Annotated in this window: 19 protein-coding genes; 10 read left to right on the top strand and 9 right to left on the bottom strand. The window is 69.3% G+C overall.

Annotated features, from left to right (window positions below):
- Positions 1–83: 83 nt before the first annotated feature.
- Entirely contained in the window at positions 84–815 is a 732-nt protein-coding gene (locus AC1DU4_RS03800; protein ID WP_477837755.1) for a rhomboid-like protein, read from the bottom strand.
- A gap of 31 nt (positions 816–846) precedes the next feature.
- A complete protein-coding gene (locus AC1DU4_RS03795; protein ID WP_477837832.1) occupies positions 847–2,181 on the bottom strand; it encodes an ABC1 kinase family protein in 1,335 nt (444 codons plus the stop codon).
- Positions 2,182–2,370: 189 nt separating this feature from the next.
- Between AC1DU4_RS03795 and AC1DU4_RS03790 the strand changes: the two genes are divergently transcribed.
- Together AC1DU4_RS03790 and AC1DU4_RS03785 are read left to right on the top strand one after the other, a co-directional pair.
- Complete coding sequence (locus AC1DU4_RS03790; protein WP_477837754.1) at positions 2,371–3,849, top strand: DUF4185 domain-containing protein; 1,479 nt, start codon at positions 2,371–2,373, stop codon at positions 3,847–3,849.
- 45 nt (positions 3,850–3,894) lie between these two features.
- Entirely contained in the window at positions 3,895–4,374 is a 480-nt protein-coding gene (locus AC1DU4_RS03785) for a hypothetical protein (protein WP_477837753.1), read from the top strand.
- A 12-nt stretch (positions 4,375–4,386) separates the two neighbouring features.
- On the opposite strand, the gene AC1DU4_RS03780 is transcribed toward AC1DU4_RS03785, so the two are convergent.
- Positions 4,387–4,887, bottom strand: a complete 501-nt coding sequence (locus AC1DU4_RS03780) for an alpha-isopropylmalate synthase regulatory domain-containing protein (protein ID WP_477837752.1) — start codon at positions 4,885–4,887, stop codon at positions 4,387–4,389.
- A 336-nt stretch (positions 4,888–5,223) separates the two neighbouring features.
- Here AC1DU4_RS03780 and AC1DU4_RS03775 point away from each other — a divergent pair, with 336 nt between their 5' ends.
- Entirely contained in the window at positions 5,224–5,994 is a 771-nt protein-coding gene (locus tag AC1DU4_RS03775; RefSeq protein ID WP_477837751.1) for a hypothetical protein, read from the top strand.
- 157 nt (positions 5,995–6,151) lie between these two features.
- Positions 6,152–6,862: a hypothetical protein gene (locus tag AC1DU4_RS03770; protein WP_477837750.1), complete on the top strand. Its 711-nt coding sequence runs from the start codon at positions 6,152–6,154 to the stop codon at positions 6,860–6,862.
- A gap of 485 nt (positions 6,863–7,347) precedes the next feature.
- Here the strand turns inward: AC1DU4_RS03770 and AC1DU4_RS03765 are convergent, their stop codons facing one another.
- On the bottom strand, positions 7,348–8,406 hold the full coding sequence (locus AC1DU4_RS03765; RefSeq protein ID WP_477837749.1) for a YeiH family protein: 1,059 nt from the start codon (positions 8,404–8,406) through the stop codon (positions 7,348–7,350).
- Positions 8,407–8,507: 101 nt separating this feature from the next.
- Here AC1DU4_RS03765 and AC1DU4_RS03760 point away from each other — a divergent pair, with 101 nt between their 5' ends.
- Positions 8,508–9,419 carry a LysR family transcriptional regulator gene (locus AC1DU4_RS03760; protein WP_072846775.1) on the top strand — a complete coding sequence of 304 codons (912 nt, stop codon included), beginning with the start codon at positions 8,508–8,510 and terminating at the stop codon, positions 9,417–9,419.
- A 37-nt stretch (positions 9,420–9,456) separates the two neighbouring features.
- On the opposite strand, the gene AC1DU4_RS03755 is transcribed toward AC1DU4_RS03760, so the two are convergent.
- The 3 genes from AC1DU4_RS03755 to AC1DU4_RS03745 form a co-directional block, all read right to left on the bottom strand.
- Positions 9,457–10,464: an NAD(P)H-dependent glycerol-3-phosphate dehydrogenase gene (locus AC1DU4_RS03755; RefSeq protein ID WP_477837748.1), complete on the bottom strand. Its 1,008-nt coding sequence runs from the start codon at positions 10,462–10,464 to the stop codon at positions 9,457–9,459.
- Positions 10,465–10,562: 98 nt separating this feature from the next.
- Entirely contained in the window at positions 10,563–11,219 is a 657-nt protein-coding gene (locus AC1DU4_RS03750; RefSeq protein WP_477837747.1) for a YdcF family protein, read from the bottom strand.
- Between the two features lie 96 nt (positions 11,220–11,315).
- A complete protein-coding gene (locus tag AC1DU4_RS03745; RefSeq protein WP_477837746.1) occupies positions 11,316–13,553 on the bottom strand; it encodes an MMPL family transporter in 2,238 nt (745 codons plus the stop codon).
- A gap of 208 nt (positions 13,554–13,761) precedes the next feature.
- Between AC1DU4_RS03745 and AC1DU4_RS03740 the strand changes: the two genes are divergently transcribed.
- Positions 13,762–15,531: a cholesterol oxidase substrate-binding domain-containing protein gene (locus tag AC1DU4_RS03740; RefSeq protein WP_477837745.1), complete on the top strand. Its 1,770-nt coding sequence runs from the start codon at positions 13,762–13,764 to the stop codon at positions 15,529–15,531.
- 31 nt (positions 15,532–15,562) lie between these two features.
- On the opposite strand, the gene AC1DU4_RS03735 is transcribed toward AC1DU4_RS03740, so the two are convergent.
- Positions 15,563–16,078, bottom strand: a complete 516-nt coding sequence (locus AC1DU4_RS03735) for an Lrp/AsnC family transcriptional regulator (protein WP_477837744.1) — start codon at positions 16,076–16,078, stop codon at positions 15,563–15,565.
- A 124-nt stretch (positions 16,079–16,202) separates the two neighbouring features.
- Here AC1DU4_RS03735 and ald point away from each other — a divergent pair, with 124 nt between their 5' ends.
- Complete coding sequence (gene ald, locus AC1DU4_RS03730) at positions 16,203–17,321, top strand: alanine dehydrogenase (protein WP_477837743.1); 1,119 nt, start codon at positions 16,203–16,205, stop codon at positions 17,319–17,321.
- Positions 17,322–17,334: 13 nt separating this feature from the next.
- Here the strand turns inward: ald and AC1DU4_RS03725 are convergent, their stop codons facing one another.
- Complete coding sequence (locus AC1DU4_RS03725; RefSeq protein WP_477837742.1) at positions 17,335–18,897, bottom strand: NAD(P)-binding domain-containing protein; 1,563 nt, start codon at positions 18,895–18,897, stop codon at positions 17,335–17,337.
- A 244-nt stretch (positions 18,898–19,141) separates the two neighbouring features.
- On the opposite strand from AC1DU4_RS03725, the gene AC1DU4_RS03720 reads away from it, so the two are divergent.
- The 3 genes from AC1DU4_RS03720 to AC1DU4_RS03710 all read left to right on the top strand — a co-directional run bounded on the left by AC1DU4_RS03720 (position 19,142) and on the right by AC1DU4_RS03710 (position 22,263).
- Entirely contained in the window at positions 19,142–19,942 is an 801-nt protein-coding gene (locus tag AC1DU4_RS03720) for a crotonase/enoyl-CoA hydratase family protein (RefSeq protein ID WP_477837741.1), read from the top strand.
- Positions 19,943–20,000: 58 nt separating this feature from the next.
- Positions 20,001–20,633, top strand: coding sequence for a ribonuclease H family protein (locus AC1DU4_RS03715; RefSeq protein ID WP_477837740.1), 633 nt, complete (start codon positions 20,001–20,003; stop codon positions 20,631–20,633).
- Positions 20,634–20,718: 85 nt separating this feature from the next.
- On the top strand, positions 20,719–22,263 hold the full coding sequence (locus AC1DU4_RS03710; RefSeq protein ID WP_477837739.1) for an AMP-binding protein: 1,545 nt from the start codon (positions 20,719–20,721) through the stop codon (positions 22,261–22,263).
- Positions 22,264–22,273 lie beyond the last annotated feature (10 nt).

The following is a 22,273-nucleotide window of genomic DNA, read 5'->3' as shown; positions in this document are numbered from 1 at the left end:
GCGACAACCGAGGCGGCCACAGCGGCCTCCGACGGTCCGAGGAGTGCGGGACGTCAGCGATCGGGAGTGCTCGAGCTGCCGCCCTATTCGGTGACCGAACTGTCCGTCGACTGACACACGGCAGCCGAGGTCGGCCGGTTCGCTCGGCGCCGCAGGGACCTGGCCGCTGCGACCGGGTCCCACACCCCGGGCCGTCCCCGCACGAGCGGCTGGCAGGCGAGACCGATCAACACTGCGGTGAAGTGCCCGACGTCGGTGAAGTTGGGCGAACTCAGCAGCGGCACACCGAAGAAGACCAATACACCCGCCAGGTACAGGTACCGCCACGGCTTCGCGATCCGGTAGGTCAACACGGCGACGACGCCGGCCAGCCCGTAGCTGACGCCGACGTCGAGGGTGAAGGCGGCGGATTCCGGGGCGTGACCGTGTTGGATCGCCCAGTAGAGGACGCCTTCGCTGAGGTAGGTGGCGCCGACGTGTGCGATCACCACCACGGCCAGCCAGCGCAGCGTGCCCAGCCAGCGCTCGGCGGGCACGTGGAAGAGGTTGTAGACGACGAAGTAGAGCGGCCAGCCCCCGCCCGCGAGCCAGAATGCGCTGGTGACCAGCACCCGCAGCGGATCCTCCTGCAGGTGGTGCAGGTTGGTCGAGCGGCTGCCGAGGACGTGGCGTTCGGCGCCGGGCGAGAGTCGGTGGACGACGATCGAGGTGGCCAGCAGGATGCCCAGCCAGACGAAGGTGCCGGGCGCGCGCCGCACGTACCGCCACGCCGCGCGGGGGAGCGGCGCCAGGCGTCGCCGGAGGGAGACCGTCACCAGACCAGTGTGCGCCCCGCCGGGCGGCTTCTCAGTCCTCCGGCAGCGTGATCCCGAGAGCGGCGGTCCGGGCCTGCACGGCCTCCGGGAAGACGTTCCGGAACAGGTACAGGTCGCGTCCCATCACCCAGCCCGGCGCCAGCCGGGTCGCGTACCGCTCGAAGTAGCCGAGCTGCTTGCCGAACAGCACCAGCTCCTCCGGGCTCGCGACGCCCCACAGCTTGCCGATCTGCACCAGCGCCATGATCAGCGAGCTGAGCTTGAGTTCGCCGAGGTCGTTCGCAAACACCGGCGCCAGCACCGCCCCCACCTGCTGGCCGATCTCCTCGTCGCTGGCCTCGAGGTCGGTGGTGAAGCCGAGGCCGCGCAGTCCTCGGGCGACCCGGGAGAAGTCGCCGTCGAGCAGCGTCGCGTAGAACATGTCCTTCAGGACGCCCCGCCACGACTCGGGCAGCTCGCCCACGATGCCGAAGTCCAGCATCGCGATGCGACCGTCGTCGAGGACCCACAGGTTGCCCGCATGCACGTCGCCGTGGAACGGGCCGTGCACGGTGATCGCCTCGATCCAGGCCTTGACGCCGCGCCGGATCAGCATCTGGCTGTCGGGGCGTTCGCCGGGGTCGATCCGGTCGAGCGGCGTGCCGTGCATGCGTTCCATGCAGATCACGTGCGGGCCGCAGTACTCCCAGTACACCTCCGGCGCGGTCACCCCATGGTTGTCACCGAACGACCACAGGGCCGTCCGGAAGCGGGTCTGCCGGTCCGCCTCGACCGCGCTGTTCAGTTCGGTCATGGTGGCGCGGTGCAGGTCCCGGACGATGGCGGTGGCGTTTGCGATGCGGAAGAACTCGCTGAACCGCTCCAGCAGCCGGGCGCCCCAGTACGCGGTCCGCAGGTCCACCAGCATCCGGTGGTAGATGCCCGGTCGTTGCACCTTGATCACCGCCTGCCGGCCGTCGGGTAGCACGCAGGCGTGCACCTGGGCCACCGACGCCGCCGCGAGCGGGGTGTCGTCGAACTCGGTGAACAGGGCCTCGACGGGACGGCCGAGGTCCGACTCGATCACCGACCTCGCGGCCCGGGCGGAGACCGGCGGCACGTCGTCGAGGCAGCGCAGGCAGGCGTTCGCGAGCGGTGCCGGAAAGACACCCGGCGACGACGCCATCAGCTGGCCGAGCTTGACGAAGGTGGGACCCAGCGCCTCGAAGGCGTCGACGACGCCCTCGGATGCGGCGTCGGCCCAGCTCATCCCGCGGCGGGTGAAGGGCTTCGTCCCGAGTGCGAACAGCACGCAGGCAGTGATGACCGCGGCGACCACGAGCGCCCGCCACAGCTGCGCGAGGCCGAATCGCTCCAGTTCGGGCATGTCCACTGTCAGTGCGTGGCTGGGCGGACCCGACTCGAAGGGGCCGACGGGACGCAGGAACTGTCCGGGCACTGCCTCACACCTCGTTTCGCGTTCGGCCAGCCAGCTTAGGGGCGCGACCGAGAAACGTCGATCGTCTTCCGCGGTTGCGGGCCCCCGATGGTGCATCCTGACACCCAAGGAGGTTCTATGCGCAGGATTTTCGCAGTGGCCGCAGTCCTAGTCCTGGCCTCGGGCGTCGGTGTCGTCGGGGGCCAGGCCGCCTCAGCAGAACCAGGGGGCCCGGATCGCAGCATCGACGGGCTACCGGGCAGCGGTCCGTGCTCGACCGATCCGCCCGCCACCCACGCGTCGTTGATACCGGAACGGCTCGAGGTGCCGATCCCCTATCCACGGATCATCGAGGTGCCGTTCCCGGCGCCGGAGACGCCGACCGTACGGATCGACGCCCCGCCGCTGCCGGCGGACCCGTGTGCCGACCCCTGCCCCGACCTGACGAACGTGCCACTGCCGCCCGCGACCGGGTTGTCCAGCACGCTCGGCCTGCCGCAGATCAGTGCCAACTTCACCCCGTTCAACTTCGGCATTCCAGTTCAGGGTTCGGGCAACGGCCCGTTGCCGGACCCGCCGGTGCCTGCCCACCCGGTCACCGAGAACGCGCCGCTCGCACCACCGCTCGCCGCACCCCGGGTGGGTGCGGTCACGATGGTCGCCAAGGAGACCGGCGCGAGTTCGGTCAACCGCACCGACAAGCGCTGGCAGGTCGACGGCACCGACCTCGGCATCATGTGGGAGAGCGAGCCGGGCAAGATCGCGGTGGCCTTCGGGGACACCGTCGGCCGCGACTTCCACCCGCCGGGCGGGCAGGGCCAGGACTGGCGCAGCAATGTCCTTGCCTTCAGCACCGACCGAAACCTCTCGAACGGAATGAGTTTCGACGAGATGGTGCAGGACAGTCGGTGCCACGCCGCGGAGATCCTGGGCAGTCGCAAGCTCGACAACGTGGAGATCACCACGATCCCCACATCGGGATTCGCGCTCGGCTCCCGGCAGTACCTGAGCTACATGTCGATCCGTACCTGGAACAGCATCCCGGGCACGATGTTCACCAACCACGGCGGCATCGCCTATTCCGACGACGGCGGTCAGACCTGGACCAAGGATCCGTATGCCCAGTGGGACAACATTTTCGGCCTGGCCCGGTTCCAGGTGACCGCGATGGTGCCGCAGGGTGGCTACGTGTACATGTTCGGCACCCCCAACACCCGGCTCGGCGAGATCGGACTCGCGCGGGTGCCGGAGGACCAGGTGCTGAACAAGTCGGCGTACCAGTACTGGAGTTCCGGGACCTGGACCGCGGTCGGTGGTGCGGCCTCGGCCACCCCGATCCTGAGCGGCCCGGCGGGCGAACTGTCGGTCCGGTACGACGCGGGCCGGGACCGGTGGCAGATGACGTACCTCGACACCGCGAAGACCTCGATCACGTTGCGGGAGTCCGCGGCGCCGCAGGGGTCGTGGTCGGAGTCGACGCCGCTGGTCGGAGTGGACAGGTACCCGGAGTTGTACGGTGGATTCATCCACCCCTGGTCCACGGACGGCGAACTGTACTTCATGTTGTCGACCTGGTCCGACTACAACGTATTTCTGATGCGGGCCGAATTATCGTGAACTGAAACGAGTTTCGGCGCGCCCAGGCAAGGAGGAGATCGACCGATGTGGCCCGCCGACTGGCCGCGCGCGGTCCGCGACATCGCGTCCGCCACCGACGACGCGGTGACCGCGGCGCGTGCCGCCGACCTCGAGGTATTCGTCGAGGCGAGCGAGCGCCTGCGCGCCGTCGACCTCGAGCAGGTGCGGGCGGTGCACTCCGCGATGGTCCGTGAACTTCTCGAGGACCTGCACCCGGACGGCCTCACCGGGGAGGCCGTCCAGGCCGTTCTCGAACGCTGCGCGCGTGCGGCAGCCGTCTGGGTGCCCGATCTGCAGGTCCCACTGCTGGTGGCCGTCCTGACCGGTTCGCTCGGGCTGTCGGACCCGGACGAGGAGTTCGGCGGCGCGGACCGGTTCGGGTTGGTGCGGCACGCGCTGCTGGTGCTGGCGGACCTGCTCGGCGCGGCGCAGGCTCCGGCGTCCGGCTACCTGCGCCGCGCGGTCGCGGAGATCGAGCGGGCGCAGACCGTCGAGATGCCCTGAGCCCAACCGGTTTCAGCCGTGCAGCAGGTTGGCGCCCGCGATCATCGCCTGGACCGAGGAACCGGTGGCGTTGTCGCCGATCCCGAATGCCCAGTGCCGGCGCCCGGCGTGCTCGCACAGCAGGAAGGTCGCGGTGCGGCCGTCCGCCAGGCCCTGCTGGTGGAAGTCCAGGATCTCGAGTTGGAAGCCCGCCTCGTGCAGCATCGAGGTGAGCGCGGAGACGGGACCGCAGGCGATTGCGGTGGCCTGGTGGATGGCGTCGCCCAGGCCGAGGGTGGCCTTGAACTCGCTGCGGCCGGCGCCGAGGCTCAGGGTCGACCAGCGGCCGAAGCGGACGGGACCGCTGGACGGCGAGAAGGTCTTCAGGAAGGTCTGCCAGCTCATGCCCGAGGCCTCGGTGCGCATTTCGAGGGGCATCGGGGAGCCGAATTGCTGCGCGAACGGGTCGGCCGATGCGGCATTGCCGGAATGAGTGTTGCCGGTGTGAGTGGTGAAAGCGCGGTGAGTGTTCATTTTCGTGGTCTTCCTGGTGGAGAAGGGAGGACCAACGCGTAGCTCAACGACCCGCAGCGAGGGGTCGGTCCGAATCAGACCCCGCTACGGCGGTGAACTACGAGAATGCGCTTCATGGGCGCCATGTTAAGCGCGTTCGGGAGTTGGTGCAACCTTTCGGTTACCTCCAGTGGGTGGTGACGAGCGACACAGTTGCCGTTCTCTGGAACCGGACATTCAACTGGACGCTTGTCCTATAAAGGACACGAGGCGCGACGAGGGTTGAAATCGGGTTCAGGCCTGCGGATTTGCCCAAAGACACCGTCGTGCACCGGTTCCACACTCTGGAGGATCTGCATGTCCCGTAACTCGATGCGCCGCGTCGCATCCGTTGTCGCCGCCACCGCCCTGCTCGCGGGCGGACTCGCCGTGGGCACTGCCTCGGCCGCGGGCTCGTCCGACTTCGGCAGCGCCGGCTCGTCCGATGCGCCCGAATCCCCCGCCACGCAGAAGCCGCACTCGGCCACCAAGACCGCTGCGAACATCTCGGTGACGAAGCAGGTCGTCGGCGACGGCAAGGTCGCCCCGGGCCAGAAGGTGACCTACCGGACCACCTTCACGGTCCCGAGTGGCCTGGATCGCGCGATCACCAAGATCAAGGACGTCCACCCCGCGGGATTCGAGTACGTCGAGGGCAGTGCCTCGATCAACGCCTGGCACCTGATCGGCGGTCAGAAGACGGTTGCCGTCACGCCGGAGGTGAACGTCGAGGAGAACTACATCCGCGTTTCCAGCCCGACCGGTTGGCTCGTCTCGTCCATCGACGCCAAGACTCTCACCTTCGAGGCGACGTACCTGGCGCCGTCCGATGCCAAGGTCGGCGAGGCGTTCGACAGCGGACTGGCCTTCGACGTCCAGTTCTTCGCGTCGAGCCAGAGCTTCGACCCGATGGGCGTCTTCGCGACCGTGCGCAACGCCAACCTGGTTGAGGGTGTGGGCAGCGGATCCGCCGCGCTCGGCCTGGGCTCGTCCGACGGCGCCAGCGGCTCGGCGGGCTCCGCGATCATCGAGGACCCGGCCGGGTTCCTCGGCGACGTGATCGGCAGTGCGCTCAAGAGCGCCAGCTAGTTCGTCAGCGTTTCGGCGAGGGCCGCTCGGGAGCTCCCGGGCGGCCCTTTCTGGTACCTGGGCGGTCGGAGGCGTGCCGCAGCGACCCGACAGCAAACCAAGCGGACGCTCGGCTTAGCATGGGGCCTTCCCCTGTGTCACCCGAATGGAGATCTGCATGTCTCGTTTCTCGATGCGTCGTACCGCGTCCGTCGTCGCCGCAACCGCCCTGGTTGCGGGCGGTATGTCCCTGGGCGCCGGTACCGCGGCAGCCGCTCCGGAGGGCTCGTGCGACACGAACAACCTGACGGTGTCGAAGAAGGTGCTCAACGACGGCGAGGTGGCACCGGGTGGCGAGGTGCGGGTGCGCACGGTGTTCTCGGTGACCGGGCATCCGGAGCGTTTCCTGAACAAGCTCGTGGATGTTCATCCCGCGGGGTTCTCCTACGTCCGGGGCACAGCGACGGTCGATGCCTGGACCCTGTTGTCGGGGCAGAAGACCAAGGACGTGGAGCCGTCCGTGCAGGCCTCCGCGAACACCATCACCGTGTCCGACGCCGGCTACCTGCTCTCCTCGACCGGCAACAAGACCGTGACCTTCGAGGCCACGTACCTGGCCCCCAAGGATGCCAAGGTGGGAGCCGAGCACGCCTTCGGGTCGAAGTTCGATGTCTCGCTCTTCGAGACCACCCAGGTGTGTGACGACATGGCCACCGTCAAGATCCGCGAGAAGAACATCGTCGAGGGCGCCACCTCGGGCTCCGCCGATCTCGGCTTCGGCTCCGCCGACACCGAGGGCGGATCCGGCTCCGCGGGCTCGTCCGTCATCACCGATCCGGCCGGCTTCATCGGCAGCATCATCGGGAGCGCCCTCAAGAGCGCCAGCTAGCAGCACGTCCGGCAGCGAGGGTCGCCCGGTCTTCCCGTGCGGCCCTCGTTGCGTCTAACGAAGTTCGGCTCTGTCGCAGTGGTTTTCGAGTATCGGCCCGCATTCCGTCGAGGTTTCCCTGCGATGGCACGACGCGCGCTCGATCCGGGGAATCTGCGGGTCCGAGGGAGGGTGAGGCTGTTCGTGAGCTACCGAGTGCCGTTGCTGGCTCCCGTGGGCGCCAGGCTGGACAGCGGCCTCACGTTCGAGGCCTCGGGCTTTGTCGGGCCGCAGGGGAACGAGGCGTTGGGGATGCCGCTCGAGATCGGCTCTCTCGGACCTTCGGTCCTCGGTCTGCTTGCCGGGGCATCCAGCGCCAGCTGAGTTGGCGCTGCGTTCGGCCAGGACGGCTCGCAGCTCGTCCGACAGCGAGGGCCGCCCGGGAACATCCCGGGCGGCCCTCGCTGTGCTCGGCGCAGTTCGGTACCGCGCCGGTGGCTCGTGGATCAGCCGACGATCAGCACCCCGACCAGCGCGATCGTCGCCACCCACACGGTGGAGAGTGCGGCCAGGACGAAGGGCCGTGGACCGACGCCACGGATGACGCTCACGTGCACGCTCGAGCCCAGCGCGAACATCGCCGCCGTCAGGAGCGCGGTCTGCACGAGCTTGGCCACGTCGAGGAAGGCGTCGGGCAGCAGGCCGGTCGAGCGCAGTGCCACACAGCCGAGGAACGCGACCGTGAACAGCGGAACCAGCGGCGGGCGCTTCACGTCCGCGGACGAGGCTCCGGAGGTGCGCCGGGTGTGCAGGCTCAGGTACGCCATGACGGGGGCCAGCATCAGCACGCGGGCGAGCTTGACGACCGTGGCCACGGCCAGCGCGCCGCCGCCGATTGCGGTGCCGGCGGCAACCACCTGGGCGACCTCGTGGATCGAGCCGCCGGCCCACATGCCGGCGTCGAGGTTGCTCAACCCGAACAGGCTCGCCAGGAGCGGAACGGTCGGAATCATCAGGGTGCCGAAGATGACGACGAGCGCGACCGCGGTGAGCAGCTCCTCCTCCTTCGCGTTCACCACGCCGTCGGCGGCGGCGACGGCGGCCGCGCCGCAGATCGAGAACCCGCAGGCGATGAGCACCCGCTGCGTCCAGGACAGCCCGAGGAGCTTGCCGGCGTACATGGTGCCGGCGATGCCGAGAACGACGATCGCCACGACCACCGCGATCACGCCCCAGCCGAGCCCGAGGATGTCACTGAACATCAGCTGCAGCCCGAGCAGGGCGATGCCGACGCGCAGCAGTCGCTTGGAGCTGAAGGTCAGTCCCGGGCGGAGGCGCGCGGGCAGCTTGACGAGGTTGGCCATCACCGCACCGCCGACGATGGCGATGAGCAGGGGGCTCACGGTGGGCAGGAGCCGTCCGATTCCCATTGCCAGCAGAGCGCCGACGACGCAGAGCGCCAGTCCGGGGAGCAGGTCGGCCTTTCCTGCCGGGGCCGGCGGGGCCGAGGTGGCGGGGACAGCGGGCCGTTGCTCGGTCTCGGAGTCGCTCAAATTGCTGGGCATAGTTCAAGGGTCCGCTACGTCGGCACGTTGCGGTAGATGGAAGTTTACTAACGCTCAATATCGTATTGATATGCATTGGCCGCCGGGTATAGCCTGAATGCATGACCCGAAGATGGCCCGAGATCACCGTCCTCGAGCTGCTCGTCGGCATCGACGACCACGGAAGTCTCAGTGCCGCAAGCAGGGTCGCCGGCATGGCGCAGCCGAACGCCAGCCGGGCGATCAAGCAGCTCGAGCGACAGTTCGAGATGTCGCTGGTGCAGCGCAAGCCGACCGGTTCCACCCTGACGCCGCAAGGGACGGTCATCGCGCACTGGGCGCGAAAGGTGCTCGCGGACGCGCTGCAGCTGCTCGACGTGGCCGAGGGGTTGCGCACCGAACGCGCCGCGGAGTTGACGGTCAGCGCGAGCAACACGGTGGCCGAACACCTGATACCGGGCTGGCTGGGACAGTTCCGGAGCCTGAACCCCGATGTCACCATCCACCTGCAGGTCCGTAACTCGACCCAGGTGATCGAGGGTGTCCTCGACGGGACGTGCGACGTCGGGTTCGTCGAGTCGCCTACCGTCCCCCGCACGTTGCACAGCCTCACCGTGGCGCGGGACCGGCTGGTGGTGGTCGTGCACCCCAACCACCTGTGGGCGCGCCGACGCAAGCCCCTCACGATCGCCGAGCTGGCCACGACGCCCCTGGTGGTTCGTGAGCCCGGGTCCGGTACGAGAACAACCCTCGACCTGGCCCTGCAGGACTACACCCGGGCCGCGCCGCTGCTCGAACTGGGCAGCGCGGCGGCCATCCGGACCAGCGTGCTGGCCGGTGTCGGTCCCGCGGTTCTCAGCACCCTCGCGGTCAGCGAGCAGGTGAGGTCGGGCGAACTGCGGGTCATCGAGGTGGCCGGCCTGGACCTCGACCGGGTCCTGCGGGCGGTGTGGAAGCCGCCGCGTCAGCTCGAGGGGCCGGCCGGTGACCTGGTGCGGCTGGTACGGCGCACGGCGAACGAGCGGAGCGAATGACGACCGACGCCGTGGGCGCGGACGGTGCCCGGTGCCGTCAGGCCATGTCGTGTTCGTCCCCGGGGGCGACCCGCCGCAGTCCGCGGTAGGCGTCCGCGGGGGTGCGACGGCCCGCGACGACGGCCTCGACCTCCGCCGCGATGGGCATCTCGACGTCGAAGTCGCGGGCCAGCTCCATCACCGTCGGCGCGGTCTTGACCCCCTCCGCGACCTGACCCAACTCGGCGACCGCCTGTTCTACGGTCAACCCCCTGGCGAGCGCCTCGCCGACCCGACGGTTGCGGGACGCCGGGCTCATGCAGGTGGCGATGAGATCGCCGACGCCGGTGAGGCCGGCGAACGTGCGGGGGTCCGCGCCCATGGCCTCGCCCAGCCGGGTCATCTCGGCGAGCCCGCGCGCGAGCACCATGGCCCGGGTGTTGTCGCCGACGCCCAGTCCGTCCGCCATGCCCGACGCGATCGCGACGATGTTCTTGAGCACCCCGCCGAGCTCGCAGCCGAGGACGTCGGTGTTGCGGTAGACGCGGAAGACGGACGACGCGAACAGCGGCTGCAGGGCGCTGGCGACCCGTTCGTCCTGGGTCGCGACCACGGCCGCCGCGGCCATGCCGTCCGCGATCTCCCGCGCGATGTTCGGTCCGGCCAGCAGGCCGACGGGGTGGCCGGGCAGGCATTCGGCGATCACCTCGGTGGGGCGCTGGCGGGTGCCCGGTTCGAGCCCCTTCGCCAGCGACAACACCGGCACCCACGCGCGGACCTCGTTGCCGATCTCGCTGAGGGTGCTGCGGATGGCGTGCGAGGGCACCCCGACGACGAGAACGTCGGCCTCCCTGGCGGCCTCGACGATGTCGTCGGTGGCCCGCAGGCCCGCGGGCAGTTCGCGGTCACCGAGGTAGCGCGAGTTCCGCCGCTCGGTGTTGATCTCCTCCGCGGTTGTCGAACTCCTGGACCACAGCAGGGTCGGGGTGTTGTGGGCGGCCAGGCCGGCCATCGTGGTGCCCCACGACCCAGACCCCAGCACTACCACCCGCACCGGCCGCGACATCAGGACTCACCGTGCGTGCCATCGACACTCGTCGTCATCGACTCAGGGTCCCACCGCAGCGGGACTGCGGTGCGGGTTTCTGCGAACTCGGGCCGGCGTCAGGGCGCGACGACACCGGCGATGGGAATCCGTCCGCCGACCGCGACCCGGAAGTCGACCATGGCGCGCTGCAGGTGATCCGGGCTGGTCACCACCACCGCCCCGGTGGCGCCGCGCCGGGCCAGGATCGCGTTGGTGTTCTGCGCGTTCTCGACGGTGGATCGTGAGGTGTTCTCCTCGGTGATCCGGACCGCCGGGATGCCGCGGGCGATCAGCCACTCGCGCATCGCCCGGGCCTCGGTGATGCCGGACTGCGGTACTCCGCCGCTGACGATGATCGGCGTGAACGGGAACTGCTGCGCCAGTACGAGGGTGGCCTGGAGTCGGGATTCGAGCACCGGCCGGATCGCGCCGTTGGGGAACAGTCCGGCCCCGAGCACCACGATGTTCGTGCCGATCGGGTTGAGCACCAGGGCCACCGGAGACTGCGTGGTCAGGGTTTCCAGCCGGGTGCAGGCGAGAATCACCTCGCGGATGGGGGTCTGGCAGCCGCCGACCGTGGAGAGCGCGCCGTTGACCAGTGTGGTCGGCGACAGCAGCGGGTCGACCGACGATGCCGCCTGGGCGGCCCCGGGGACCGCTGTCGCGGCGGCCGCGGCGAGCAGCGTGCCGACGAGAACCTGACGAAACTGGCGCGAGCGTGATTGTGGCGACATGAGACTCCTCTTCGTGCTGGCGGCTTTTCCTGCAGGAGGCGGTAATCGACCACGAGTGTGCCGTAGCGGCGAACGTTTCGCGAAACTTCCGAAGGATCAGTCGCCGGACCGTGACAGGGCCGACGGCCACCAGACGGCCCTGCCGATGTCGTGCGAGAGCGCCGGTACCAGGATGCTTCGCACCACGATGGTGTCGAGCAGGACGCCGAACGCGACGGCGAACCCGACCTCTGCCAGGAACACCAGGGGCAGCACGCCGAGCACCGCGAAGGTCGCGGCCAGGACGATGCCGGCCGACGTGATCACCCCACCGGTCACGGCGAGGCCCCGCAGCACGCCCGACCGGGTGCCGTGGCCGATCGACTCCTCGCGCACCCTCGTCATCAGGAAGATGTTGTAGTCGATGCCGAGCGCGACGAGAAACACGAAGGCGAACAACGGGAACGACTGATCGGCGCCCGCGAAGTGGAACACGTGGGTGAACATGAAGCCGCACACGCCGAGGGTGGCCGCGAAGGACAGCACCACCGTGGCGATGAGGATCAGCGGCGCCAGCAGCGCCCGCAACAGGACGGCCAGCACCACGAAGATCACGGCGAGCACGATGGGGATGATCAGGTTGCGGTCGTGGACCGAGGCCGCCTGCACGTCCAGGGTGGCGGCGGACGTGCCGCCCACCTGGGCGTCGGCCCCGGGGACGGCGTACACCGCCGCCCGCAGTCGGGTGACGGTCTCCAGCGCCTGCGGCGAGTCGTAGGCGTCCGCGAGGGTGACGTTGACGACGGTGCGGCCGTCGATCGGCGCGACCGTGAGTGTCGAAGGGGGGCAGCCCGGTTGGGCCTGCTGCGGCAGCTGGCCGCCGGAGAGCTGCGTCAGGGCGGCGAGCTTCGAGTAGTCCACCTGCACGCACACCGACCCGGGCGCGGTCGAGACGCCCTCGACCCGGCCGGCCGCGTCCATCACCTGGTCCAACTGGGCCACGTTGGTGGTGATCACCGCGGGCGCCCCGGTGCCGGGATCGAACTTGGCGTCGTAGATCCGTTGTCCCGCCACGGCATCGGGCGTGTTGGTGAAGTTCTCGGTGGTGGTGAGCCCGTCGGTGCTCAGGCTGCCGATCCCGACCGCGAACAGCACGACGAGCAGCGCGGTCGCACCGATCCACGCGGGCCGGTCGCGGCGACCGACCACCTCGGCGATCCGCCCCCACATGCCGTGCGTCGCGAGGTCCGCCGCGTGGTCGACCCGGGGAATGCGGGGCCAGAACACCCACCGTCCTGCGACGGCCAGGAACACCGGAAGGAACGTCATCATCACCAGGTAGGTGCAGCCGATTCCGATCGCCGCGACGGGGCCGAGGCCCTTGTTGGAGTTCAGTTCTGAGAAGGTCAGGCAGAGCAGGCCGAGGATCACGGTCAGGGCGGACGCGCTGATGGCGGGGGCAGACTCGCGCCAGGCCCGGATCATCGCGTCGAACCGGTCGGGGTACCGGTGCAGTTCTTCCCGGTAGCGGGAAATGAGCAGCAGGGCGTAGTCGGTGCCCGCGCCGAGCACCAGCACCGAGAGGATGCCCTGGCTCTGGCCGGTCAGCGTGATCACCTCGTGCTCGGCGAGGAAGTAGGCGGCCATCGAGGACAGTCCGAGCGCGAGCACCGCCGACAGGATCGGGAAGAACCACAGCACCGGCGAGCGGTAGACGACCAGCAGGATCAGCACCACCACCAGCAGGGCGGCGCCGAGCAGGGCGCCGTCGATGCCGGCGAACGCGTCGATCAGCGCGACGAGCAGCCCGCCGGAACCCGCCGGCAGCACCACCAGTCCCGTTTCGCTGGTCGCGGCGGTCGCGGTGTCCATCACGGTCTGCTCGGTCTGGGCGAGAGCCTCACCGTTGACGGCGGTGCCGTCGGAGTCGGTGGCGGCCAGTGGGACGAACAGCGCGGCGGTGGTGCCGTCGGCCGAGTACTGGACGGGCGTCATGCTCGACCTGTCGACGCCGTCCACACCCGCGACCTCGGTGGTGGCCCGTGCGATGGTCTCCTTGTCGGCCGCGGTCAGCGGCCCGTCGCCGCGCTGGAAGACGACGAACCCCGGGACGGTCGTGACGGTGACGAACTTCGCAGCCTCGTTGGCGACCTTCGTGGACTCGGCCGACGCGGGCAGGTACGACGCGTTGTCGTTCTTCTGGACCTCGCTGAGTTTGCCCTGGAATGCTCCGCCCGCACCGCCGAGCAGGAAGGCGAGCGCGGCGAGGACGATGACCGCAACCACCGGCCAACCTCGCCGAGGGCGCGGCGGTTCGGCGGTGGCGTTCTCGGTGTCGAGGTCCAGTTCGGTCATGTGTGTCCTCGCATGCGCTCATACGGCGGAGGTCAACGCGCTCCAGTAGAACACGGGCGGAGGTGCCGCGAAACCGGAATCCGGTGCGGCGCGAGAAGGGATTTCGGTGGGGGTGGGCCGTTTACCGACATCATGACGGGAACATGTTCTACCTTGTTGCCGTCGGGCACGGCGGATGCCGTCCACTCCTCAGAAGGGCAGGTTTTCGATGGGAACTCACGGCACCGACGCCGGGCGGGCCGGTGGCCGGGCGGGAGGCCTGTCCCGGCGCGGCTTCCTGACGGCGGCGGGCGCCACTGCCTTCACCGCGCTGGCCTGGACGCCCGCCCGAGCACTGTCCTCGGACGACCCCGAGTCCATGCTGCCGGCGCCGCCGGCGTTTCCCGACGGCATCCCGCTCGCTCAGCAGGGCTACGAGAACTGGGCTCGCGAGATCGTCTTCGACGAGGTATGGACCGCCACGCCGCGCGACGCCCAGGACGTGGTCCGGCTCGCGAACTGGGCGCACGCGAACGGGTATCGACTGCGGCCCCGCGGCACCATGCACGGGTGGAGTCCGCTGACCCTGGTGGCCGGACAGAACGTCGAACGCGTCGTGCTGGTGGACACCATGAGCCGGCTGAACTCGATCGCGGTGAACCCCGGTGGCAGTCCAGCGACGGTCACGGCGGGCGCGGGCGCCAGCCTCGGGGACATCCTCGGCCGGTTGCAGGACCACGGCCTCGGCTGGGCCAACTCGCCGGCCATCGGCGAGCTGTCGATCGCCGGCGTGCTCGCGATCAATGCACACGGTGCGACGCTGCCGGCGGACGGCGAAACCGTGCTCCCCGGAGCCTCCTTCGGTTCACTGAGCAACCTGATCACCGCACTCACCGCGGTGGTGTGGGACGAAGGTTCGGGGCAGTACCGGCTCCGGGACTTCACCCGCGCGGACGCCGGGATCCGGCCACTGCTCACCCACCTCGGCAGGTCGTTCCTCACCTCGGTGACGCTGCAGGCCGGGCCGAACTACCGGATGCGCTGCGAGTCGATCACGGACATTCCGTGGCGGGAGTTGTTCGCCCCCGCCGGCGCACTCGGCCGCACCTTCGAGAGCTACATCGCGAAGTCGGGTCGGGTCGAGGCGATCTGGTTCCCCTTCACCGAGACTCCGTACCTCAAGGTGTGGACGCCCACCCCGACCAAGCCGCCGCAGTCACGCGAGGTCACCGGTCCCTACAACTACCCGTACGCCGACTCGATCCCGAAGCCGGTCACCGACCTGCTCGCTCAGATCCTCGGCGGTACCGGTGCGGCCACCCCGCTGTTCGGTCAGGCCCAACTGGGCGTCTTCCAGGCAGGACTGGCCGCCACCAACGGCGCGGACCTGTGGGGTTGGTCCAAGGACGTGATGTTCTACCTGCGTGCCACCACCGTGCGGATGAACGCCGGCGGCGGCGTGGTGATCACCCGCCGGGCGAACATCGCCCGGGTGATCAACGAGTTCACCAGCTGGCACCACGAGCGGCAGCGCCGGCTCCAGTCCGAGGGCAGGTACCCGGTCAACGGTCCGTTCGAGGTGCGCCTCTGCGGTCTCGACGACCAGGCCGAGGTCATGGTGGAAAGTGCTGGCCCGCCGACAATCTCGGCCCTCCGCCCGAGGCCGGACCATCCGGAGTGGGACACCGCGATCTGGATGAACGTGGTCGGGGTCCCGGGCACGCCCGGTCAGGCCGCGTACTTCCGCGAGATGGAGCAGTTCATGCGAGCGAACTACCGCGGCGACTACGCCACCTTCCGGCCGGAGTGGGCCAAGGGGTGGGCGTTCACCGACGAGGCCGGGTTCGTGGACGAACCGACGATCGAGTCGGTGATCCCGGCGACCTTCCGGGCCGGCGTCCCGGCCGGCGACAACTGGGACTCCGCGCGCGCCGCGTACAACGCACACGATCCCCACCGGGTCTTCTCGAACCCGTTGCTGGACAAGCTTCTTCCGTGAGGCTCAGTGGCCCGGCGTCCGCGCCGGGCCGCTACTTGCGCGCGCGGGGTCGGATGTGTTCGAAGACCAGCGTGGTCTCGGTCGCGGCGACGTCCGGCCGGGCCGAGAGGTGGTCGAGCACGAAGTCGCGCAACGCGGCGGTGTCCCGCATCGCCACGTGCAGCAGGTAGTCGTCGGCACCGGCGATGAAGTAGACGTCGAGCACCTCCGGCGTGGCGGACATCCGCTCGGCGAACCGGGCCATGTGCGGGCGGGCGTCGGCGCGCAGCCGGACCGCGATCATCGCCTCGAGGTCGCGGCCGAGTGCCGCGGGGTCGACGTCCGCGTGGAACCCCCGGATCACACCCCGCTCGACGAGTGAGCGGACGCGGGCCAGGCAGGTGGACGGGGCGATCCCGGCCAGCTCGGCGAGCGCGTTGTTGGGGGTGCGGGCGTCACGGGTGAGCTGCGCGAGCAGCACGTGGTCCACCTCGTCGAGCCGGACCTGCCGAACAACATTCGGCCGCGGGCCACCGGAGGCCCCCTTGGCCGAAGATTCCCGGTTCATACACCGATTCTAGAGAATTTCCAGCGGACTTCTAGGCATGGAACCAATGGAAATTCATACTTTGATCAGCGCCGATCGCGCTCGTCGAGATCAACCAGCCCCTCCCACCCCTGAAGGAGCCGTCATGAGGATCGCAGTCCCCCGCGAGGTCAAGAGCCACGAGTACCGGGTGGCCCTCACACCCGGGGGAGTCCACGAACTCGTCACCCGCGGGCACCAGGTGTTCGTCGAGGCCGGAGCCGGTGCCGGCTCGACCTTCGCGGACAACGACTATTCCGACGCCGGCGCGCAGGTGCTCGACGACGTCGACGAGGTGTGGGCGGCGGGTGACCTGCTGCTGAAGGTGAAGGAGCCGGTGGCACAGGAGTATTCGCGGCTGCGTGCGGACCAGGTGCTGTTCACCTACCTGCACCTGGCGGCATCGAGGGAGTGCACCGATGCGCTGCTCGCCGCGGGCACCACGGCGATCGCCTACGAGACGGTGCAGACCCCGGACGGCGCGTTGCCGCTGCTCGCCCCGATGAGCGAGGTTGCCGGCCGGCTCTCCGCGCAGGTGGGGGCCTACCACCTGATGAGCAGCGCAGGCGGTCGCGGGGTATTGATGGGCGGGGTCCCCGGGGTGAGCCCGGCGCAGGTGACCGTCCTCGGGGGCGGCGTCGCCGGTCAGAACGCGGCGGCCATCGCGGTCGGGATGCACGCCTCGGTCACCGTGCTCGACCTCAACCCCGCCCGGCTGCACGAGATCGACGATCGCTACCGCGGTCAGGTGCGGACGATCGTCTCGAACCAGTTCGAGGTCGAGCGTGCGGTGCTCGACTCGGACCTGGTGATCGGCGCCGTCCTGGTGCCGGGCGCGCGGGCGCCGCGTCTGGTGAGCAACGAGATGGTCTCCCGGATGCGGCCCGGCTCGGTCCTGGTCGACGTCGCGGTCGACCAGGGCGGCTGCTTCGAGGACACCCGGCCCACCACCCACGACGCGCCGACCTACCGGGTCCACGAGTCGGTGTTCTACTGCGTGGCGAACATGCCGGGCGCGGTGCCGCGTACCTCCACCCTGGCGTTGACCAACGCGACGATGCCGTACGTCGTCGCGCTGGCCGACCAGGGGTGGCGCCGCGCCACCGCCGCCGACCCGTCGCTGGCGGCGGGGCTGAGCACCCACGACGGCATCCTGGTCTCGGACGCGGTGGCGCAGGCGCACGGGTACCTGGCACAGCCGGCCGCCTGGGGGCCGGCCGCTTGACGCGCCTGCCGGGTCAGGCGCTCGCGGGGGAGGCGCGGTGCCCCGTGCGGGCCGTGCGGATGGCGGCAGCCGGTCGCGGGTTCGGCAGCTGCCGAACCGGCTTGCCCGTGACCGCCCGGGCGGCGGGCCGCGACAACGTGATCTGCTCGGCCGCCCTCGGCGCGGTCGTCTGCGGACGTGTGGTCGCGGTGCGGGCCGGGTGCGGCGCCGCTGCGGGTGACGAGAATTCGTTCTGCAGGAACGACTCGGAGGAATCGTCGAGAATATTCATCCAGTCGTCGTGCAGGGGCGGAGAAATTGTTCCGGTGAGCGTCGAGGTGTAGCTCCTGTTTCGATATCCCATGATGTCTTTTTTCTTGTCGAGCTTCCACTGCTTGAAAAGCTCGCCCTGTTTTTCCACCTGGAATTCCGGGTAATCCGTCGGCGTCACCAGGTCGCGAATGTACGCGGCCTGGAAATCGATTTCCTCCGTCGCGGTGCCCAGCGATTCCTCGCGGCCGCGCCAGTGCTCGATGTCCTGCTGCCGAGTTTCGCTGTCGGGTAGCTGGATTCGGCCGAGGATGACGTCTCGCGCGTACCAGGCCTGGGCGTCGAACATGTTGAAGGTGAAGTACTGGTCCTGCATGCCCAGGTACATGAGCCGGGGGTTCTCCTGGAAGAAGATGCCCTTGTAGATGTCCCGCGGGTACAGGCGGTTGTTGGTCCGCAGCGTCAGTTCGTCCGGAAGGAACGGAAAGTGGTGCTGGTACCCGGTGCAGAGCACGATGGCGTCCACCTCGCGGGTGCTGCAGTCCTGGAAGTGGGCGACGTTGCCGTCCACGCCGGTGAGCAGCGGGACCTCCGACATGCCCGCCGGCCAGGCGTGACCGAGGGGGTTCGAGCGGTAGCTGAAGGTGACCTCGGCGGCGCCGTACTTGTAGCACTGGGTTCCGATGTCCTCGGCCGAGTAGCTGCTGCCGACGAGGAGGAGTCGCTTGCCGGCGAACTCGCGCGCGTCCCGGAAGTCGTGGGCGTGCAGGACCCGGCCGGGGAACTGCTCGAGCCCGTCGAACTGCGGGACGTTCGGCGTCGAGAAGTGGCCCGTCGCGACGATGACGTGGTCGAACTCGCTCGATTCGAGGACGTCACGGTCGTGGTCCATGACGGTGACGGTGAACTTCCGGGTCTGCTCGGAGTAGCTCACCCAGCGCACGGCCGTGTTGAACCGGATGTACTTGCGGACGTCGCTCTGCTCGACCCGGCCCATGATGTAGTCCTGCAGGACCGCGCGCGGCGGGTACGACGGGATCGGGCGCCCGAAATGCTCCTCGAAGGAGTAGTCGGCAAACTCGAGGCATTCCTTCGGGCCGTTCGACCAGAGGTAGCGGTACATGCTCGCGTGCACGGGCTCGCCGTTTTCGTCGAGTCCGGTGCGCCATGTGTAGTTCCACATGCCGCCCCAGTCGCGCTGCTTCTCGTAACACACGATGTCGGGTATGCGCCCCGGATCAGAATTTCGTGCAGACTCGAATGCCCTCAGCTGTGCGAGGCCACTCGGACCGGCTCCCAAAATTGCGATCCTTGGCGTCAATTCCATCTCCCTGTTTCGTTGATCCGTTCTTCCTGCCTAGCATGAACCGCGGCGATTGGGCCAATTCGGTGATTGTGTGTCCTCGTCATTGTTCGGCGGTGGGGGAGTTGCCGAAATGCGCCCCACCAGGGCGGACAGCGTACAAAAGCGACCACCCGGACGGATGGGTGAAATGTCCTGATTGTCAGCGTGCTGGGGCGCGCGCCGACCGGTACCGGCATACCCTGGCCTGCGACCGGAAGGAGGGGCGATGACCGAGGCCCTGACAGTGCAGCGGGACGGCGACGTCCTCACATGGACGTTGAATCGTCCGGAGACCCGCAACGTGATCTCCGAACCCGACATGGTGGCGGCGATCGAGGCCGCCGTCGACGAGGTGAACGCCGACCGCACCGCCCGGGTGGTGGTGCTCACCGCGGCCGGACCGGCCTTCTCGTCCGGCGGCAACGTCAAGCACATGCGCGATCGCGAGGGCATGTTCGCGGGCAGCCCCGCCGAGCTGCGCACCGGCTACCGGTACGGGATCCAGCGGATCCCGAAGGCGTTGTTCCACTGCGAGGTTCCGGTGATCGCCGCGGTCAACGGTCCCGCGGTCGGCGCCGGCTGCGACCTGGCGCTGATGTGCGACATGCGCATCGCGTCGACGGCCGCGTCGTTCGCCGAGAGCTTCGTCAAGCTCGGCATCGTGCCCGGCGACGGCGGCGCCTGGTTCCTGCCGCGGGCGGTGGGGGCGGCGCGGGCCGCGGAGATGGCCTTCACCGGCGACGCCGTAGACGCCGCGACGGCGCTCGAGTGGGGGCTGGTGTCCCGGGTCGTGGAGCCGGAGCAGCTGCTGCCGGCCGCTCACGAACTGGCCCGGCGGGTGGCGGCGAACCCGCCGCAGGCGCTGAGGATGACCAAGAAGCTGCTCCGCGAGGGACAGCATCAGAGTCTGGAGAGCCTGCTGGAGTTGTCGGCGTCGATGCAGGCCCTCGCGCACCACACCCGGGACCATCAGGAGGCGGTCGCGGCGATGCTCGAGCGTCGGACGCCGGAGTTCACCGGGGAGTGAGCGTGATCGCCACCTCAGGTGAGGTGTTTGTCGGTGGATCGTCGTATGGTGTCTCACCGTGATCATCGTCAGTACGGACGGCTCCTGCCTGCGCAATCCCGGTGGTGCAATCGGCTGGGCGTGGGTCAATCACATGGGCCCCAGCCGCGCAGGTGGAGAGCCCTCGGGGACCAACCAGATCGCCGAGCTGCGGGCCGTGCTCGAGGCCATCCGGGCGCATCCCGGCGACGAGCCGATGCTGATCGAGTCCGACTCCCAGTACGCCATCAAGTGCGCCTCGGAGTGGGTGACCGGTTGGAAGCGGAAGGGCTGGCGGACCTCGTCCGGCGAGCCGGTCAAGAACATCGACCTGGTTCGCGACATCGACGACGCGATCACCGACCGGACCGGTCCCGTCCGGTTCCGCTGGGTCCGCGGGCACGTCGGCAACCACTACAACGAGGAGGCCGACCGGCTGGCGGGTGAGGCCGCCCGCGCGGTCAAGGCCGCGCCGCCCGCGAAGGCCCCGGCGCCGGAGCCCGTGCCGGCCGCGCCCGACTCCGTCACCGCAACCGGGGCGTCGACGCCGGCCAAGACCGTCACGCGCACCCGGGCAGTGCCGGCGCGTGCGAAGGCGGGCTCCGCGCCGGTCCCCGCGGAGCCGATGCTGTTCGACATCCCGGCAGCGGGCGACGCGCTCACCCTGTTCTGAGCCGACTCGCCCGTCGATCGGCGGACTGCGGGCGGCTCCTGGGGTAGACATGGCGAAACGCCGGTCACCCGAGGAGGAGTCGCACGTGTTTCCTGGGAACTTCGTAGCCGCCACACCCGACAAGCCCGCGATCATCCGCCCCGCCACCGGCGAGCAGCTCACCTACCGCGAGCTCGACGAACGCTCGACGAGGCTGGCCCGGTACCTGCGCTCGGCGGGGCTGCGGCCCGGCGACCACCTCGCCCTCGTGTCGAGCAACGACGTGCGGGCGCTGGAGGTGTACTGGGCGGCGCTGCGTTCCGGGCTGTACATCACGGTGGTCAACTGGCACCTGACCGCGGCGGAGGCCGCCTACGTGGTGAACGACTGCGGAGCCCGGGCGCTGATCGTCTCGGCGGACGCCGCGGCGGCCACGGCCGCTGTCCCCGAGGCATTTCCGCTTGTCGGCCACCGCCTCGCCTACGGCGGCCCGGTGGCCGGTTTCGAGGACTACGAGCGGGCCTTGGCGGGCGTCGACGCCGGACCGCTCGACGACCAGCCCCGCGGCCAGGACATGCTGTACTCGTCGGGCACCACCGGCCGGCCCAAGGGGATCAAGCCGAGGCTGCCCGAGGGGCAGGTGGGCGAGACCATGGACCCGTACACCGCAGTCTTCGCGCCGATGTACGGATTTGACACCGACACCGTCTACCTGTGCCCTGCACCTCTCTATCACGCTGCGCCACTGCGCTTCTGCGGGACAATCAACTCTGTCGGTGGCACCGTCGTGCTGATGGACCGGTTTGACGCCGAGCAGGCGCTCGAGCTGATCCAGCGGTACCGCGTCACCCACAGCCAGTGGGTGCCGACGATGTTCGTCCGGATGCTCAAGCTGCCCAAGGAGATCCGCCAGTCCTACGACGTGTCGAGCCTGCGGGTCGCGGTCCATGCCGCGGCGCCGTGTCAGCCCGAGGTCAAGCGCGCCATGATCGAGTGGTGGGGACCGGTCGTCAACGAGTACTACGCCTCCACCGAGGGCTCTGGCGTCACCTTCATCGGCAGCGAGGAGGCGCTGGCGCACCCGGGATCGGTTGGGCGTGACGGCGTCGTGGGCATCGTCCACATCTGCGACGGCGACGGTGCCGAGCTCCCCGCGGGCGAGATCGGCACGGTGTGGTGGGAGCGCGAGGAGCGGCCCTTCGAGTACCACAACGACCCGGCCAAGACCGACGACGCGACCCACCCCGACCATCCGACGTGGACCACGAGCGGCGACATCGGCTACCTCGACAGCGACCGGTTCCTCTACCTCACCGACCGCGCCGCCTTCACGATCATCTCCGGTGGCGTCAACATCTACCCGCAGGAGTCGGAGAACGTCCTGACCCTGCACCCCAAGGTGTACGACGTCGCGGTGATCGGGGTGCCGAACGACGAGATGGGGGAGGAGGTCAGGGCGGTGGTCTCGCTCGAGCCGGGCATCGAACCCAGCGCGGAACTCGAACGCGAACTGCTGGACTACGTCCGAGACCGCATCTCCCACTTCAAGGCCCCGCGACGCATCGACTTCAGCGACGACCTCCCCCGCACCCCGACCGGGAAGCTGGTCAAGCACCGGTTGCGGGCGCGGTACCTACCCGCGGCCGGGTAGCGGCCGCGGG

This window comes from Rhodococcus sp. P4_F5, assembly GCF_056401315.1.
Note: the sequence above shows the minus strand (reverse complement) of the source record. Positions and strands in the feature narration are given on the sequence as shown.